Here is a 16,593-nt window from a genome sequence, read left to right on the forward strand (position 1 = left end):
TGCACTACGGCAACTACTTTGCGGGGCAAGAACGCTCCAATCGCTTAGACATGGTCAAGAACCTTCTTGAGAGCGTTTACCGTTTTTTCCAGGTGCTGCTCGGAGAGCTCAGCGTGCATAGGCAGGGAAATCTCCTGCTGGTAGAACAGCTCAGCGTTAGGACATTGCCCACGTTTATAACCCATGTCTTGGAAGACAGGATGCCAATAGGCTGGGATGTAGTTGACTTGAACGCCGATTCCCTGAGCCCGCAGGCCGTCGAAAATAGCGCGGCGCTTCGATGCCGGAACCCTGAGCGGATATAGGTGCCACATGGGATCCGTTAGCGGCGTCCTAACGGGAAGCACTATACCGTCAACCTCCGACAGGGCTTCTGAGTAAAATTCAAAAACCCATCGACGTTTTGCCTTGAATTCTTGAAGTTTTTGCAGCTGACTGAGGCCGAGGGCAGCAAGTACATCTGGTAACCGGTAATTCAACCCAAAGCTATGAACTTCCTGATGCCAGGCGCCGGTATCCGGTTCTATTTGCAGGTCAAGGTCTCTGACTAATCCGTGGTTCTTGAACCGCTTGCATTTCGTAGCCAGTTCGGCGTCATTTGTGACTACAGCTCCGCCTTCACCCGTGGTCATATTTTTCGTGGGAAAGAACGAAAAAGTGGTCAGGTCTGCTTGGGAACCCACTGGTTGGTCATGATGGAGTGATCCAATCGAATGGGCAGCATCCTGTATAAGGGCGACATGTGGTGAGGCGATGCTTGATCTGAAAGCAGCGATATCAGTTGGTTGGCCTGCATAATCCACCGACGTCACTGCCCGTGTGCGTTCACCTACCTCCGAGGCAGCCGCTTCGTGATCCAAGTTGCCTGTGTCAGGGTCGACGTCAGCGAAGCGAATCCGGGCGCCCTGTAGCGCAGCCGTCGCTGCAGTTGCAACGAATGTCAAAGGAGTCGTGACGATTTCATCGCCCTTTTTCAAATTCAGAGAATTATAAGCGACATGCAAGGCGGCGGTCCCCGAGGTAACGGATATGGCGTGGGAAGCGCCAGCAACTCGTGCCACCTCCTTTTCGAAGGCATCGCTCACGGGACCAGTGGTCAAAAAATCACTCTTGAGAACTGCAACGACTGCTTCAATGTCCTGGTTGCTGATGGACTGGCGGCCGTAAGGAATCACCGGCCGGCCATTTCTTCCTCTGTAACAAGGTCCCGCAACTGGTCTACATCGAGCCACTGGTCGTTGGTGTGCGACTGGAACGAAAAGCCATCCGGCATCTGCATGGCGTCCGCGGGAGGTGTGTATCCCCATCCGCTGAGATGAGGTGTCACCACGTATCGTGTGTCCATTAGCAAGGTGCGCCTCGCGTCGTCAAGAGCAATCATCTCCTCGTGAAGCTTTTCACCAGGACGAATTCCGATTTCGTGGGTGGCGGCGCCGGGGGCGATCGCTTCGGCCAGATCAACGACGCGCATGGACGGAATCCTTGGGACGTAGAGCTCCCCACCCGTCATCATGTCGAATGAGTCGAGGACGAAATCGACTGCTTTCGGCAGCGTGATCCAAAAACGCGTCATACGGGAGTCTGTGATGGGCAACGACCGGCCTTCCGCTGCCAGCTGCTTCCAGATGGGGACGATGCTACCCCGCGAGCCCATTACATTGCCGTACCGGACAACTGAGAACCTGGTTGGGTAAGAAGCCGCGTAGTGATTCGCGGAGATGAACATACGGTCGGCACAGAGCTTGGTCGCACCGTATAGGTTAATCGGACTCGACGCTTTGTCGGTAGACAATGCCACAACCTTTTTTACGCCGGCGTCAATGCAGGCGTCGATTACGTTCTGCGACCCACGCACATTCGTTTCGACGTACTCGAACGGGTTGTATTCTGCGGTATCAACCTGCTTCAGAGCCGCGGCATGCACTACGTAGTCCACGTTGTGAAGAGCCCTGTCGAGACGTTTTCGGTCCCGTATGTCGCCAATGAACCAACGGAGGCGGGGGTCGTCGTCGAACATCCGGCGGACTTCCAACTGCTTTAGTTCGTCACGGCTAAAGACAACCAACCTTCGTACGGAATGGTTGTCCAACAGTTCCCGGATGAGTGCTTTCCCAAGCGATCCAGTTCCGCCAGTAATGAGAACCGACGAGCCAGCGAGTGTATTCAACTTTCCCCCACTCCGAGAACCCCGGGCCATAGTCTGATGGCGTTCTATCACCGGGGTGCTCACATTGATGTTCTACTCCGCCACTCCAAGGGCGACGGTCTTCTTCCTCGGCAAGAGTACATGAGTAAGGAGGCGCACTGGGGGTCCACTAGTCCCGCGGCGCATCGTTGATGGCGTGTGACGAATACGATGCTTGCTTACACGCGGCGCTGCTTACAGTTTCGGCAGATCCTCGTGGTCTTGGTATTCTCTACGGTGTTGGGTAGGCGAGACTGTAGTGTCACGGGCCAAGGACTCCCGGCCGCAGTCCTCCCTCTTGCTGGAGGCATGTAGCGGGGTACCGCACATTTCGACAAAGACTTCTGTAGTCAGTTTTCTGGGGGACACATATGGGGATGGGCTACTTATCAGCTCGGATATCGAAGTGACAGTTGATTATTTCACGACCCGCACTCGGATAGATCGAGAGACGCAAGCGCTACCTGGACGTCAAATGCAGTTCAGAGTCTGCCGAGACACCCAAGTCGCTCCGGTCAGTCCCTGCTGCGTAGTAGAAATTCAGGGTCCATCTCTGTCAGTGGCGGCCCGGCAATGAAGACGAGTTTTTTGAGTCAGTCGCTACTCTATGCGACGGCCACCATCGCACCGGTTCTGGTGAATTTTGCTATCACCCCGGTAATCACCCGTCTTTTGGGCGCAGAGGCTTACGGCGTCATCGGTATCGGTATCTCGCTTTTTCAGTTTGGCATCGTCATTTTCACGCTCGGACTTGCCGCTTCGATTACCAGACAGGCCATTATCGAGGATTCTGGCCGTCCCGGGGCAGTAGCTACGGTTATTCAGGGTGCAGCATCTTCCGTCGTTCTGTTTCTTCTCTGCGCTGCCCTCTTGCCCCACTGGGGTCGTCTTATTCTTCCCGGTGCCGGCGACGGAGTCCTTTTGTACCCTCTCGCGTCGTGTTTTGGACTTGCTCTGCTTCAAAACTCTCAGTCATTCCTCCGTGCCGAACAACGAGCGGGAACGTTTGTCGCTCTCGGAATCTCCGCCTCACTGACAGGGCCCCTGTTCGGTGTCGGAATTGTGCTCGCATTTGGTCCGGGTCCGGCGCTCTACTTAGCGGGGCTGGCCTGCGGGCATGTGACCGTCGGAATAATAGCTATGTTGGTCTGCCTCAAAATTCAAAAGCCAATGTTTGCCAAAGGCCAATTTCTTTCCAATCTCCGTGTTGGGTTACCGACGGTTCCTCACCAGATTGCAGTGAGTTTCATGACTCTGACTGTTGTCAGCGCCAGCTCCCACTTAGTAGGCCTGGATGCTGCGGGTGGATTGCAACTTGCGTTACTTATCGGATCTGCGCCGATGCTGTTGCTAGGCGCCCTAAACAACGCATGGGCACCCTATGTATATCGAGCGCGACCCGAAGAGCGCGGCGAAATACTAGCAGGCTCGTATAGAAGCGTAATGCTGCTTACCGCAGCGATGGTTTGTGGGTTTGCTGTTCTTGCGCCAATTGTTGTTCCATTCGTTGCAGGACCAATGGCACAGTCAGCACCCGTCTTGCAGGCGTCTCTTATAGCCGCTTTGGGAACACCTTTTATGACGAGTTATTTGGCGAACATCCACATGGTCTTCATTTCTGGTAGAACTGGTGCGCTTGCCATAACTACACCAATTTCTGCAGTTGTTTCACTTTCCCTGGTATTTGTTCCGGTGCTTTTTGGGGTACCAGGCGATATCAGATTGTTTTCGCTTGCAATACCTATATTTCAGCTGTCGCAATTGGTTTCGAGTATTGTTCTGCGTAGAAAGCGCGTGGATATTGTTCTTCCCGCGCTTGGTGTGCTGCCGGAGTTCTTCACAGTCTCGGCTGTTTTGACTACTTCGTTTCTGTTCGCTCACGCTCCCGTTGTCTATGGCACTCTTTCGGCAATTATTGTCTTAATACTTATTTTGGCCAGACGTAATTTAATTATGAACTACTTTGAGAGCTGGAGGTCAGCTAGTGTCGTCTGAGGCCGGTACAATTTGTATGGCGATTTTCAAGCCGAACCCCGAGCTGCTTCGGCGACAAATCAAATCTATACAGCGCCAGACGCTGGCTGACTGGAACTGCATTATCGGCATCGATGGGCTGGATAACGATGCCCTTTCACTATTGAACGATATTGTGCAAGATGATAGGCGTTTTAAGATTCATGAATACGAGCATCGCGTGGGCTTCTATCATAATTTCGAACGGCTTCTGGCCGGTATACCGGGGGAGGCGGCCTGGGTTGCCTTGTCGGACCAGGACGATGTATGGGATGCCGATAAGTTAGAGAAGCTCGTGCCTCACTTGAGTACGTCAAGCCTAGTAGTGGGACAGGCTCGTGTAGTACAGGTTGGCGAGTTAGGACACCGGGGCATTACTACCGGGTACACCGACCGCTCCTTCACGGGTTTGGCTGACTTGGTCTTGGATAACGTTGTCACTGGGGCACTCACCGTGTTTCGCACCGATCTTCTGGCGAAGGCACTCCCCTTTCCCGCTCGGACTGACGTAGCCTTCCATGATCACTGGCTAGGCGTGTGCGCTGTACTCGAAAAGGGAATAACCTTTATTCCAGACACTGTCCAGGATTACGTTCAGCACGGTGCCAACGTTATTGGCGAAGAAACAAGCGCTCGGTTCCTTGTTCGCCTGAAACGGCTCACGGCGAGCGGCAACCTGACCGCCTCGGTAGAGTATCTAGTCAATCACCGCTGGCGCTGGAGGGTGCAAATGTGCAGGGCCGCCCTCGAAAGGTTCGCCACTTCGGCTGCCTCATCCACAGTGCTTTGTGCATTCGCGAATGACCGCTGCTCGCGTGGCTTTTTAATTCTGGCGCTTCGCGCAGTGTTGCATGGAAACAGTTCCAGGCTTCGGGTAGCGGCCCTCCTCGTTGCGTCTGCTCTTGCTCCGATGATCCCGAAGGAAACGAATTATGCGAAACAACGCTGACTGGACGCTCATCACCGTCACTTACAACAACGCGCAAGAACTGCGGAACTGGTGGGCTGGGGTTGACACTCAGGGAGCTAAATGGATTGTTGTTGATAACAATTCCACGGATGACACTGCCGACTTTGCAGCCTCATTGGGGGCCGAGATTATCAGGCTCTCCCAGAATGTGGGATTCAGCCGTGCAAACAATGTCGGCTTAGGCCGCACTCGAACGAAATATGTAGCTTTTATCAATCCCGATGTCTCATTGGATGCCGCATCGCTTCAGCTCTTGGGAAGTATCGCTTCTGAACGTGATGCTGTAGTTTGTCCGCAGCTGGTAAATCCTGATGGAACGACGCAGGCAAATGGCCGAGGAATCCCGTTTCTTTGGGACAAATTGTCTCACCGCGGCATAGTACTCCCGGGAAGTTCGCTCCCCGATTATTTGCCGAGTACGGTGCCAGGGCAAACCTTTGTTGCATGGGCAATGGGAGCTGCGGTTTGTGGTGAAACGAATAGGATTCGTTCAGCTGGCGGATGGGACGAGCGGTATTTTCTCTACTACGAAGACCATGCTTTCGGCCTCAATGCATGGGAGCGCGGGCAAGAGGTCATCGTCGTGTCTGACGTTCTATGGACGCATGCTTGGAAGCGCGAGACGAAGGGTTTGAGACTGCGTCCGTGGCTGAGAGAGATCGCTTCAGCATCGCGGTTCTACTCCGTTTACCCTCACCTGCTGTTGCCCCCGACGCCTGACCGTCGCCGTAAGTGGCAGGGAACGGACCATAAGTTCGGTAAGAAAGTTCACTTATAGGACCGCCCGTCTAGATTTCTAGTCCCTGCTCTCTTCTCTGCAACGTGACTCCGCAACGCATTGCCTAAAGGAAGCGAAGAGGGGAGCTCTTTGCACTGTTGATCCTAGTTCGTCTCATTCATCGGAGTATTTTTCATGCCGGAACCTTCGTCTGCCGCCAAGTCTCTTACAGTTGCCTATTATCTTCCGCAATTCCATGCAATCCCTGAGAATGACGAATGGTGGGGTCCTGGCTTCACGGAATGGGTAAATGTCGATAGGGCGGAGCCGCAATTCGACATGCACGACCATCCTCGTGAAAGCGTGGAGCTTGGACAGTATGACCTGAATGATGTATCCGTAATGCATCGCCAAGCGAAGATGGCGGCTGACCACGACGTGGATGCTTTTTGCTTCTATTTCTACTGGTTCGATGGTCACAGACTTCTTGAACGGCCCCTCGATAACTATGTTGAGAACGGCCCGGAGTTTCCGTTTTGCATTTCATGGGCCAACGAGAATTGGACGCGTAGGTGGGATGGTAAGGAGAGCGAGGTTCTCATCGGCCAGAACTACTCTGACACAACGGCCGATGAAATATTTGCTACCTTCTTGCCTTATTTTTGTGACAAGAGATACCTGCGAGTGGACGATGAGTTGGTCCTCATTGTGCATAGGATAGATCATATTCCTGACTCACAAGGCATGATCGACCGTTGGCGGTTCCTAGCTCGTTCGAATGGGCTCGGAGAACTTAGGGTTGTGGCCGCGGAGACTAAGTTTGGCATCACTCCAGACGCCTACGGAGTAGATGCGATCGCTGAGTTTCCTCCAGTGGGATCTAATACATTACGCTCCGCTCTCATGCTTCCGATACGCGGTCTCAACAAAGAATTCGCAGGTCGGCTCATGTCTTACACGCGGATGGCAACGCGGTTCATGAAACGTAAAGAGTCGAATTTCATTCGTTATCGAGGGGTTGCTCCGGGTTGGGACAATACAGCTCGGCGAGGGAAAAAAGCGACAATATACGTCGGTCACAGTCCCAGCATATACGGGGAATGGCTTGCGCACGCCAGGCTTCAGGAGGACAGGCGAGAGGGCGGGCGGGGCTTAGTCTTCATTAACGCTTGGAACGAATGGGCTGAGGGCGCCTATCTTGAGCCAGATGCGACCTGGGGGACGGCTTTTTTGCAGGCGACTAGGCGTGACAGCTCGTTTGTCCACCAACCGCAGAAAATCAATGTTGGTATGCCTTCCGTGCCATGGCTGCGATCTCTTACTCAGGCGACTTTGGGTACTGGGTTGGCCATCTTCCGGCGACTACCTCTTCAAAAAAGGTGATGGATTTTGGACGGGTGCTGGCCTGTGAGGTAGCTGCATCTTTGAAACAAGGTGATCATGTGCGGCACTCGAACCAACTTCCTAGAGCGCTTTTCAGCTTTCTGTTCTTGCTCTTAATCCCGTTGGGCGGCCGGCGCTCACTTCAAACGTCCTCTTATGCAATCACGATTGCACTGGCAAATCCGGTTGAACATGGAAGTAAATTAGGCTTGGCCGTCCGGAAAGCCCTTCTCGCAAGCCCGGCGGCGGTGATGGCCGATCGCCGCCTCGCTGATTCTGAACTTGGCGATCAGCTAATCGACTTTCCAAGCTTGACGGTGCGTTCGTTAGCAGGCTTAGTAAGCTTTGGCGACATATGGCGAGCCGTAAAGCTGAGGCGGCGGACTCAGTTAGTTTGCGGCGAAGTCAAGCAGAGTCGGATTTATCTCGAGTTGCTATTCCTGCTACAGGCAATTCGATATCTCCTGGCGGAGCGAGTTGTTGCTGCATTCCCTCGCGACCATTTGCTACTCACGGACTTCGATCGAGATGCTTATAATCGGCCGCTTGTATGGCATGCGAATATGTTGGGGCGCCATACGGCAACGCTTGTCCACGGGACGCCGGGCAAAACATATCTCCCGTTCTTGGCGCAAAGCGTTTTTGTCTGGGGCGGATCGCAGGCCGAGTGGGTCGGACGATTGCAGACGAAGACCAAAGTACATGTCGTAGGGCGACCTGAACTCTCCTTCGCGATATCTGCTGGGAAACCCGCGCGATTACGAGTCGTACATTCAATGGAGCGACTAACGACCGGCGAAGTCCACTGCTTAAGGGAAGTGTGCCACGCAGCTCGAAAAGCTGGCCTTGATGTTTCTTTCCGCTTGCATCCTTCTGCCCCGAGGGATTCACTGGACGGCCAATGGGGGGCCGTCATTGGGGATGCGGAGATAGAGGCAGGTGAGTCCGGCTTTCTGGACAGCCTGGAGCCTGGCGACTTGGTGGTGGGAGTAAGTTCCACGGCGATCGTAGACGCGGTCGCAGTCGGGCTACCGGCGTGGATCGTGGCTGATTCTGAGCGGCAACTGCCTTGTGATCTTGAATTTCTCAGAGAAAAAGGCGGAAATCCGGCATCACTTATAGAGTTTCTCCAATCCGATGGCGGTTCTCGGGGCGCCCACATGCTGCGCCTTTCCAGTCTTCGCGAGTCTCTCGTCGCAGGCACCGGCCTCCAGTCCGCTTCGATGCTGAGGCGGGCAGTCAAAGCATCAGTTACGGACTAAGTAGATCCTCTAAGTCGCCCATATAACGAAGGAAGGTAGAGATGAGTTCCATAACCAACGAAAGTAACGAAGCGTCACCATTGATAGTCGCGGAGATATCCGGAAATCATAACGGTAACCTGCAGCGTGCCTTGGATATCATTGATGCGGTGGCAGACTCCGGAGCTTCAGCAGTTAAGTTCCAGACCTACACTGCCGATACCATTACGATCAACAGCGACAATCCTCGTTTTAGGATTTCGGACGATCACCCGTTGTGGGGCGGGAGGAAACTATACGATCTTTACACAGAGGCGCATACCCCATGGGAATGGCACGAAGCGCTCTTCAGTCGCGCGCGAGAGAAGGGCCTGATTCCCTTCTCTAGCCCTTTCGACCGTTCCTCGGTGGAGCTTTTAGAGAGTCTGGGGGCTACTATGTACAAAATTGCTTCTCTTGAGATCGGTGATGTTGACCTTCTTCGTGCAGTTGCGGAAACCGGAAAACCAATAATCCTTTCAAATGGTGCAGCCAGTTTGTCTGACCTTGACTTAGCCGTTCGCACAATTCGGGCGACGGGTAACAACGACATTGTCATTTTGTGTTGTACTTCTTCCTACCCGGCCGACCCCAGTGAGTCAAACCTTCGGGGTATCCCGGTGCTCGCTGACATGTTTGGTGTCCGGGCAGGTTTGTCTGACCATACTCCTGGAATTGGAGCGGCTATCGCAGCTGTCGCGCTTGGTGCTTGCGTGATAGAGAAGCACGTCACCCTAGACCGAACAGATGGTGGTGTGGACGCTGACTTCTCACTCGAACCACATGAGCTCAAACAACTTGTGGTTGAGACGAATAGGGCTTGGGCTTCCTTAGGTCGTCCAACATTTGATCCCACGAGCGGTGAAAACGAGAGCCAGAAGCTTCGACGATCTCTTTCCGTCGTCAAGAGCGTTAGGGCCGGCGATGTTGTCTCTCACGATAACGTGCGAAGCATTCGGCCCTCTGGAGGGTTGGAACCGAAATTTCTCGGGGAGGTCCTCGGACGGAGCTTTACTGCTGATGTTGACCGCGGTATGCCCTTGACCTGGGAAGTCCTATAGGGCCATGGCGGAGGTAAGGGCTTCACGTTTCATGGGATCCCGGAACGCAGCCTTGAGGTCGTCCCCAAGGAACTTCACAGGGAAATAATTGACACCTGTATTTGGCACTCTTCAAGGTTCGTGGGGAATTAGGCTCGTCTCGTTGAAGACAAGCGGCTCGTAGGCCGGGTTGGGATGAGTGAGTCTCGCACTCATCTCAGCCGGGCCCACGAGCCTTTGGTCGTGCCTACCGGGGTCGAGGCCGACGCTGTATCTTCTTTTCTCTGCCCGAGCTTAAGGTCATTTCCACCTCCGTAGCTATCACCGCCCGCAGTCGTTGTTGAAAATAACCAGCCGTCGGGCTACCTGAGCTGCGGACCCGCGTCGTCCCGGCCAAAGGAGCGCCGCCTGTACCGGGTGAGGGATGTGCCTGTCGCTGGGCCGGTGGACGGGCTGTGGTCTTTGTATCACTAGCATTACGAAGCGCCGGACTGCCATCGGCTCTCTTTTCCCTACCCCGCCGCAGGTGCCGCGCCGTCTGCGCTCCACAAGCAGAATCCGGGGCCAGCTCGTGGGGGCGGTGATCCGCTCCGGGAGGGCGAGCTCTGAGACCGTCACGGGCTTCGCCGTCTTTTGGTGGATGGTCCGGACAGTGCTGGATGAAGCCTGTCAGCTGCGGTTGCCCGGCGCGGACAAACACAACCCGCGGGTGCTTGGCGTTGACGAACACCAGTTCTTCTCCATATCGATCCAGGATCGGGAACCGGAGCGAGGGCGTGGTTCGAGTCCTGATTGAGTACGATAGTGGACCTTGACTGCGGGCAGCGCTTGGAAACCGTTGATAACGGCAATCAAGAGGGCGCCGGTGACGGGCCCTTACCGGGCACTTGGAGCGGCGTCTGGCCGTGAAGTCGGTCGCGATCGATCCCTCCGCAGTGTTCAGCAAGCGGTTTAGGATACGGCTTCCTTGTTCCGCGACGCTTTTGAGCCACGACTGAGACTTTGCAGAATCTCTCTCGCAGGTAAAGGGCTCGTCGCTGCAGGGCTTTCGACAAGGCTTGGGCTCACTGCATGCTGCTGCGCGGCGACGATCTCAGGTGCCGGGCCGCACTCCGACTCAAGGAAGAACTCGCGGTGGACGATACCATTGGCACCCTCCGGGCAGTCTGGGAGGTCAGGAACAGCTCCGGGGCCTGATCCGCACATGTTCCTTCGAGGACGCTGCCGCAGCCAAGGTACTGGAGAAGCTGATGATTGTGGCGGCGCGGCCTGAGCCAATAGGTTCTATCGCACCATCTGTAGGTGATGGGACGAGATCGAGGTGCTGATTATTGGCGGTGCCACTATCGGCAAGGTTGAGGCCAACAAGACTACTATCGAGAGAAATAACCGAACCGCCTGCCGATACTGAAATGCCGCCAACTCCAAATCGGCTATCCCCTGAGAAGTGCTGTCCGGGCCATGGCATGACGCTCATTCCAGTGATCCAAGTCGTCGAACCGTGAACAATGTCAGCGATGGTCGAAAACTGAGCCATTTCGCGGGCTGAAAAGTGAGCCACTTTGACGCTGGTTCTTCTGCCATATTTTCCGGTCTTGTCGAGGGTAGCGAGTCGATCTGAGTGTGTTTGAGCCGGTAGCTGGAGCCCTTGAGGGTGATGACTTCGGCGTGGTGGACGATGCGGTCGATCATGGCTGACGCGACGACCTGGTCGCCCCAGCGGGCGAAGGGCAGATTTGAGGTCAGGATCAGCGAGGCGTGTTCGTAGCGCGATGAGACCAGTTGGAAGAACAGGTTCGCGGCGTCCTGCTCGAACGGGATGTAGCCGACTTCGTCGACGATGATCAGTCCGTAGCGGCGTAGCCTGACCAGTTCTTGGGGCAGCCGGCCGTTCTGGTGGGCTGCCTGGAGCCGGGCGACCCAGTCGATGGCGGTAGCGAACAGGACGCGGTGACCGAGCTGGGTGGCTCGTAAGCCCAGGCCGGTGGCGAGGTGGGTTTTGCCGGTGCCGGGCGGTCCGAGCAGGACGATGTTGGACGCTTCGGTAAGGAACGCGCCGGTGGCCAGGTGCGCGATGGTGTCACGTTTGAGGCCGGGTTGGTGATCGAAGTTGAAGTCCTCGAGTGATTTCCGGGCCGGGAAACCAGCTGCCCGGGCCCTGAGCTCGGCGCTGGAGGCTTCTCTGGCTGCGACTTCCCGGGACAGGACAGCGGCAAGGTATTCCTCATGGCTCCAGCCTCCTTCACGGGCCTGGTCCGCGAGCCGGGTTGCTGCTTCCCGGATCCGGGGTGCCTTCATCGCCCGGGAGTAGTACTCGATCTGGCCAGTCGTTTCTTTGACGTTGGCCATCAGGCGACCTGCCCGTCATCGAGGACCACACCGAAGGCGCGGTCGTAGTCCGCCAGGTCCCGCCGCCCGGTTGTTTCGCCCACGGGCGGTGGGGTTTGGAAGGCCTTCCGCTGTGCCCTTGCCGCCTCGACGTGGACCGGGTCGGTGATGGTCAGGCCGGAGCCCCACGACCGAGGGTGGGTGCCGACGGATCTGCCGTCCAGGCTGATCATGACAGTCGTCAGGTCGGCGGTGACGTCGACGAACCGGCCGATGGTCTGCGGGTGAACGGAGTAATCATTTAATCCCATCCTGACGTAGTAGTCCCTCGGCAGACGGACGCGCGCGACGAATCCCGTCACCGGTGGAACCGGCGGCAGCGCCAGCATGGCTGCTTTGTCCGCTGCGAGCAGCTCCGTGGGCCGGGCGCCGGTCCGCCTGACGAGCCGGGTGTTGGCCTTCGGCAGCCACTGGCCGAGCTGGGTGTTGAAGTCTTCCGGCGAGGTGAAGCTTCGGCCCGGCAGGAAGGACGTCTCCAGGAACTGGTTGGCCCGTTCGACCACGCCCTTGGTTTCCGGGTCGTAGGGTTTGACCTGCACGACCCGGGTGGCCAGGACACCGGCGAACGGGGAAACGCCGGCAGCGTAGCTGTTCCGGCGGCCGATGCCGGTTTCGTTGTCCCAGATCAGCCGCCGCGGAACAGCCCCCAATCCACCGAGCAGTTCCCACATTCCGGCCAGCAGGTCCCCGGTCATCCGGGACGGGATCATCCGGGCCATGATGAACCTCGAATGGGAGGAGACCATCACCAGTACCGGCAGCACCCTGGCTTTGCCGGCGCCAACGGGTATCCGGACCTCAGGGAACCACAGGTCGCACTGCGCCTGGTCCCCGGGCTCGTAGCTAACCCGGTCTGCAGGATCAGCTGGGGCATATTCCGGCCGGATCCTGGCCACGTTCTCCCGGAACCAGGCTGCCGATCTGGACCAGCCAACCCGCTCAGCCAATACTGTCGCCGGCATCCGCGGGTTCTCCAGCAGCACTCGGACGCCGCCGTGGCTGAGCGGACGGCCGCTTGTGGTGCGGCTTCAGGAGACTACTAATGAAGTGGGTGCCTGGCGCGGGACCTGTGGGTCTATTCGAAGAAGGTAGGCCGGTCGCAGCTCGGACCTTCGCAGTACCAGCGCTCGGGTGACCTTCACCAGCAGGCCAGTGCTCTACAGAACCGGAGTGAAGCATTGCAGCGGACGTTGCGCCGGCCTGATCGAAGAAGTCAAGGGCAGGTGTCGTATACCCGAAGCACGGTAACAGCTATCCAAACCAGCGGTGCCACCTAAAGATATTTGACAGAGGCTCGTGGGGCTCATTTGCTCCTCTACCAGTTCCTAAGGCTAGTGGCCAATGAACCCTCAAATAGTACCGACGTACGGTTCCGGAACGGATTTTCGTTTTTTGACTAATACTTCCGAGTGAACCGATCGGAAGGAAATCTAGTGGCAGAACGTTCTTCGGGTTCATGATCGTGCTCAACTAGTCGACCATTGGGAGAAGTGGGTCGGTGTTCTAAATCTGCTTGTGCAATATCGACATGGGTCGTTGCCCGGCGAGCACGCCTCGACTTCGTGCTTTCATGGCCCTGTCGCGGCTTAGATTCATGAGAATAATACTCGTAGTCATAAGCTCCGCGGGCCTTTACTGGAAGGCGGTTCAGGATCACGCCGAGTAGATTCGCCTCAACAAGCCTAAGGCTTGCGAGAGACTTTTCCAGATCATGGAGCTTAAGCTTCTGCGCTCCAACAACCAAGACTACGCCGCCGACGAGTTGGGCTAGCACGGCTGCGTCCGTAACGGGCAAAAGTGGTGGAGCGTCAATGATGACGTTGTCAAAGCTATCTTCGAGGCGAGCCAGTAATAGCTGCATATCGGCCGAACCGAGCAGTTCGCTGGGGTTTGGTGGGATCTGACCCGACGTTAGGGCGTAGAGGCCGTCCTCACCCCACGGTTGAAGTAAATCGCTGACATCTGCAGCTCCAACTAGAGCCGTCGTCAATCCGGCGTTTCTGTCCAAGCCGAGGTACTCGTTGACCATCGGACGTCGAAGGTCGGCATCAACCAGGCAAACTGACTGGCCCGCCTGTGCAAGTGTGATGGCCAAATTGGTGGCGGTAGTACTTTTGCCCTCCCCAGGAAGCGACGAAGTGATCAGTACTGACTTAGCTTTTCCAGCCACATTTGCAAATTGAAGATTTGTTCGAAGTTGCCGGAACGCTTCAGAGCGTCGATGCTGTGAACCGCCGCTAGTTACCAGCGGTGCCACTGCAGCTTCGGGATCAAAGGAGATCGCGCCGAGGACGGGCGTATCGGACAGACGTCGCACGTCCTCTTCGCCGCGAATGCGTTTATCGAGATTAGCGCGAAGAATCGCTGTTCCGATACCGAGAGCGAGCCCCAAGATCAGACCCGCCAGCAAATTCAACCGTGTGTTTGGAGCGGACGGTGTTGCAGGAGCCTTTGCTGGCTTGATGACTGAAAGGCTGACAGGCGAGGAGCCGCCTGTCTTCGGCTTTTCAAGCGAATCTACTGCTTTGACCAGGCTATTTGCGACAGCTTCTGCGATGGCCGCTGCTTGCACCGGTGATCCATCGTTGACAGAAATCGTAATGAGGACCGTATTCAGATCGGTTTTTGCCGAAATTCGGGGAGCGAGTTCTTCCGCGGACACTGCTAGGCCCAGTGCATCGATAGCGGGTTGCAAAACTATGGGTGAATCCACGGTTTTCACATAGGACTGAACTCTAGCTTGCGTAAACGTATTTCCCTGCTGGAGTTCTTGAACAGTCCCGGAGCTTTGAATGGCTACGAACAATTGCGTCTCGGCTGTGTAGGTAGGCTTTGTTAGCACAGAGGCTGCGCCGCCGGCTAAGAGTCCTGCTAGAGCGAGCGCGACCACGGTAACCCAACCGCGACGCAAGATGAGCAACTGAGCGCTTAGATCCAAAACCGTGGTCCCCCTGTGTCGATAACTCATGCCGCCGTTGCGATCCATCTGTGGGTGGTTTGCGCACGCGAATATGGACCATTGTAGCCGCCCTCAGCTGGTGGCTCACTCCATTGACGGGGCAGCGTAGGCCTTCTGACATGGTAGACGCTTTGTAGTGACCCGCCTGATCTCAGGATGCTGCAGTCAACCAACTACTTGGCGACTTGCATAGGACGCTCAAGTTCTCGGCTGGAATTGTTGCCTGGGTGCTGCGACCTCGCAAGCCGAGTCACGGCCGTCCGATTCCTTCCGGACTCAGCTGCAGTAAATGCGGACAAGGCCGAATCGGCCTTCCAGAGCCGGGAGCGATGCGGTTGAGGAGTATTGGATCAAGAATACTCGGGAACGGTCGCCATCGCGGCCATGGCTGTCAATATTGGCAACAGGGGGACGGTTACCCTACTTGGGCCGCTATCAAGATGGTCCTACCCAATGCCATGGTCGCGTTGGCCGTCCCCGGCAAGGGTTTGACGTCCCCGAGGACCTGAAGTCCTCCGTGCGTATTGCACGATGATCTTTTTTGCTCGTTACAAGAGGAAACACGACTTCTACTTGTTGTCTCCGGCGTGCTGCCGCACGGCGAGCTCGTCACCCGATTGACGACTTCGCGTGGGTACAATCGTGGACCAGGACGAACGCACACCGCTTTCCCGGAGGTACGAAGAAACAATGTCGGAATCGCTCGAAGTCGGCACGGACAACTATGTATTGATCACTGAAGGATCCCTGCTGAACACGGGCTTGATCGTCGGCTCCGAACGAGCCATGGTCATCGACACTGGGTGTGGTCCCCGCCAGGGGCGCGAAATTTTGGATGCGGTCAGGGAGAAGACTGACCTTCCTCTCGTTGTAGTAAACACCCACGCCCACTACGATCACTTCTTCGGCAACGCTGTCTTTGCCCGAGCCGGCGTCACCGAATTCTGGGCGCACCGAAACTGTGCCACCGAGATTGAGCAGCGTGGTAACTTGCAGCGCCGGCACGTTGGAACGCTGGAACCTGAAATGGCCGCCGGGAACGGTAAGGACGTGGAGGTTGTAGTTCCCACCGCAATTGTCAGGGACCAGCCCGTCCTGGTGGACCTCGGCGGTCTGACTGCAACCCTGTTCTACTTGGGCCGCGGACACACCGATGGTGATCTTCTCGTGGGAACGCCCACCACTCTGTACGTTGGTGACCTTGTGGAGCAGGGCGCCCACCCTTCGTTCGAGGACTCATATCCTGAGGAATGGGCAGACGCGCTCCGACATATCTCCGCTTTGCGCCACCGTTACGAATTCCTGGTCCCCGGCCACGGCGAGCCGTGCGGCGACCAGTTCGTCAAAACAATGGCCAACACCATGACCACTGCCGTCCGCCAGGCCCGCCAGTCGATCCGCGACACCCCCAACGACGCGACCAAAGCCATTCCAGTGCTGCCTTACGGGCCGGAGCAGTCCAGATGGTTTATCAGGCGTCTGCAGGAGACTCGCGGTGAAACGAGCGATTAGCAGTAGGGTTTGCGAATGACGACGATGCGTGTCCGCTGATGATTAGATACCAGAGACTGCATCGGCGTCGCTTAATGCCGTTGTAGGGCGCGGGTGGCAACGCGACAGGTTTTCTCGCCCCCGGACCTCGTAAGGGCGTAGGTTG

Annotated in this window: 12 protein-coding genes; 7 read left to right on the forward strand and 5 right to left on the reverse strand. The window is 56.4% G+C overall.

Annotated features, from left to right (window positions below; all coding sequences use genetic code 11):
• Window positions 1-44 precede the first annotated feature (44 nt).
• On the reverse strand, window positions 45-1,175 hold the full coding sequence (locus NIBR502771_RS09615; protein WP_141159562.1) for a DegT/DnrJ/EryC1/StrS aminotransferase family protein: 1,131 nt from the start codon (window positions 1,173-1,175) through the stop codon (window positions 45-47).
• A complete protein-coding gene (pseB, locus tag NIBR502771_RS09620; RefSeq protein WP_246839895.1) occupies window positions 1,172-2,197 on the reverse strand; it encodes a UDP-N-acetylglucosamine 4,6-dehydratase (inverting) in 1,026 nt (341 codons plus the stop codon). Before pseB ends, NIBR502771_RS09615 begins: the two co-directional genes overlap by 4 nt.
• A gap of 561 nt (window positions 2,198-2,758) precedes the next feature.
• Here pseB and NIBR502771_RS09625 point away from each other — a divergent pair.
• The 6 genes from NIBR502771_RS09625 to pseI all read left to right on the forward strand — a co-directional run bounded on the left by NIBR502771_RS09625 (window position 2,759) and on the right by pseI (window position 9,610).
• The gene (locus NIBR502771_RS09625; protein ID WP_141159564.1) at window positions 2,759-4,180 is read left to right on the forward strand and encodes a lipopolysaccharide biosynthesis protein; all 1,422 of its coding nucleotides are present in this window, start codon (window positions 2,759-2,761) and stop codon (window positions 4,178-4,180) included.
• A gap of 16 nt (window positions 4,181-4,196) precedes the next feature.
• A complete protein-coding gene (locus tag NIBR502771_RS09630) occupies window positions 4,197-5,147 on the forward strand; it encodes a glycosyltransferase (RefSeq protein ID WP_141159565.1) in 951 nt (316 codons plus the stop codon).
• Window positions 5,131-5,946, forward strand: a complete 816-nt coding sequence (locus NIBR502771_RS09635; RefSeq protein ID WP_141159566.1) for a glycosyltransferase — start codon at window positions 5,131-5,133, stop codon at window positions 5,944-5,946. The genes NIBR502771_RS09630 and NIBR502771_RS09635 overlap by 17 nt, the downstream gene beginning before the upstream one ends.
• 135 nt (window positions 5,947-6,081) lie before the next feature.
• Window positions 6,082-7,269 carry a glycoside hydrolase family 99-like domain-containing protein gene (locus NIBR502771_RS09640; protein ID WP_141159567.1) on the forward strand — a complete coding sequence of 396 codons (1,188 nt, stop codon included), beginning with the start codon at window positions 6,082-6,084 and terminating at the stop codon, window positions 7,267-7,269.
• Window positions 7,191-8,531: a hypothetical protein gene (locus NIBR502771_RS20715; protein ID WP_168225735.1), complete on the forward strand. Its 1,341-nt coding sequence runs from the start codon at window positions 7,191-7,193 to the stop codon at window positions 8,529-8,531. The genes NIBR502771_RS09640 and NIBR502771_RS20715 overlap by 79 nt, the downstream gene beginning before the upstream one ends.
• Window positions 8,532-8,572: 41 nt before the next feature.
• Window positions 8,573-9,610, forward strand: a complete 1,038-nt coding sequence (pseI, locus tag NIBR502771_RS09645) for a pseudaminic acid synthase (RefSeq protein WP_141159568.1) — start codon at window positions 8,573-8,575, stop codon at window positions 9,608-9,610.
• 1,452 nt (window positions 9,611-11,062) lie between these two features.
• Here pseI and istB read toward each other — a convergent pair.
• The 3 genes from istB to NIBR502771_RS09660 form a co-directional block, all read right to left on the reverse strand.
• Window positions 11,063-11,938, reverse strand: coding sequence for an IS21-like element helper ATPase IstB (gene istB / locus NIBR502771_RS09650; protein WP_305775683.1), 876 nt, complete (start codon window positions 11,936-11,938; stop codon window positions 11,063-11,065).
• Window positions 11,938-12,939, reverse strand: a complete 1,002-nt coding sequence (locus NIBR502771_RS09655; RefSeq protein WP_141159569.1) for a DDE-type integrase/transposase/recombinase — start codon at window positions 12,937-12,939, stop codon at window positions 11,938-11,940. Before NIBR502771_RS09655 ends, istB begins: the two co-directional genes overlap by 1 nt.
• A 434-nt stretch (window positions 12,940-13,373) precedes the next feature.
• Window positions 13,374-14,945: a polysaccharide biosynthesis tyrosine autokinase gene (locus tag NIBR502771_RS09660; RefSeq protein ID WP_246839896.1), complete on the reverse strand. Its 1,572-nt coding sequence runs from the start codon at window positions 14,943-14,945 to the stop codon at window positions 13,374-13,376.
• Between the two features lie 681 nt (window positions 14,946-15,626).
• Here NIBR502771_RS09660 and NIBR502771_RS09665 point away from each other — a divergent pair.
• A complete protein-coding gene (locus NIBR502771_RS09665) occupies window positions 15,627-16,448 on the forward strand; it encodes an MBL fold metallo-hydrolase (RefSeq protein ID WP_141159570.1) in 822 nt (273 codons plus the stop codon).
• The last annotated feature ends 145 nt before the right edge of the window (window positions 16,449-16,593 follow it).

Origin of the sequence: Pseudarthrobacter sp. NIBRBAC000502771, from assembly GCF_006517215.1 — a bacterium.
GTDB classification, from domain to species: Bacteria; Actinomycetota; Actinomycetes; order Actinomycetales; family Micrococcaceae; genus Arthrobacter; species Arthrobacter niigatensis.

Excerpts from the sequence above, each read along its gene's own strand:
- NIBR502771_RS09655 (WP_141159569.1), bottom strand. The coding sequence starts at position 12,939 with ATGCCGGCGACAGTATTGGCTGAGCGGGTTGGCTGGTCCAGATCGGCA.
- NIBR502771_RS09625 (WP_141159564.1), top strand. The coding sequence starts at position 2,759 with ATGAAGACGAGTTTTTTGAGTCAGTCGCTACTCTATGCGACGGCCACC.
- NIBR502771_RS09635 (WP_141159566.1), top strand. The coding sequence starts at position 5,131 with ATGCGAAACAACGCTGACTGGACGCTCATCACCGTCACTTACAACAAC.
- NIBR502771_RS09630 (WP_141159565.1), top strand. The coding sequence starts at position 4,197 with ATGGCGATTTTCAAGCCGAACCCCGAGCTGCTTCGGCGACAAATCAAA.
- NIBR502771_RS20715 (WP_168225735.1), top strand. The coding sequence starts at position 7,191 with ATGGCTGCGATCTCTTACTCAGGCGACTTTGGGTACTGGGTTGGCCAT.
- istB (WP_305775683.1), bottom strand. The coding sequence starts at position 11,938 with ATGGCCAACGTCAAAGAAACGACTGGCCAGATCGAGTACTACTCCCGG.
- NIBR502771_RS09640 (WP_141159567.1), top strand. The coding sequence starts at position 6,082 with ATGCCGGAACCTTCGTCTGCCGCCAAGTCTCTTACAGTTGCCTATTAT.
- pseB (WP_246839895.1), bottom strand. The coding sequence starts at position 2,197 with ATGGCCCGGGGTTCTCGGAGTGGGGGAAAGTTGAATACACTCGCTGGC.
- NIBR502771_RS09665 (WP_141159570.1), top strand. The coding sequence starts at position 15,627 with ATGTCGGAATCGCTCGAAGTCGGCACGGACAACTATGTATTGATCACT.
- NIBR502771_RS09660 (WP_246839896.1), bottom strand. The coding sequence starts at position 14,945 with ATGAGTTATCGACACAGGGGGACCACGGTTTTGGATCTAAGCGCTCAG.
- pseI (WP_141159568.1), top strand. The coding sequence starts at position 8,573 with ATGAGTTCCATAACCAACGAAAGTAACGAAGCGTCACCATTGATAGTC.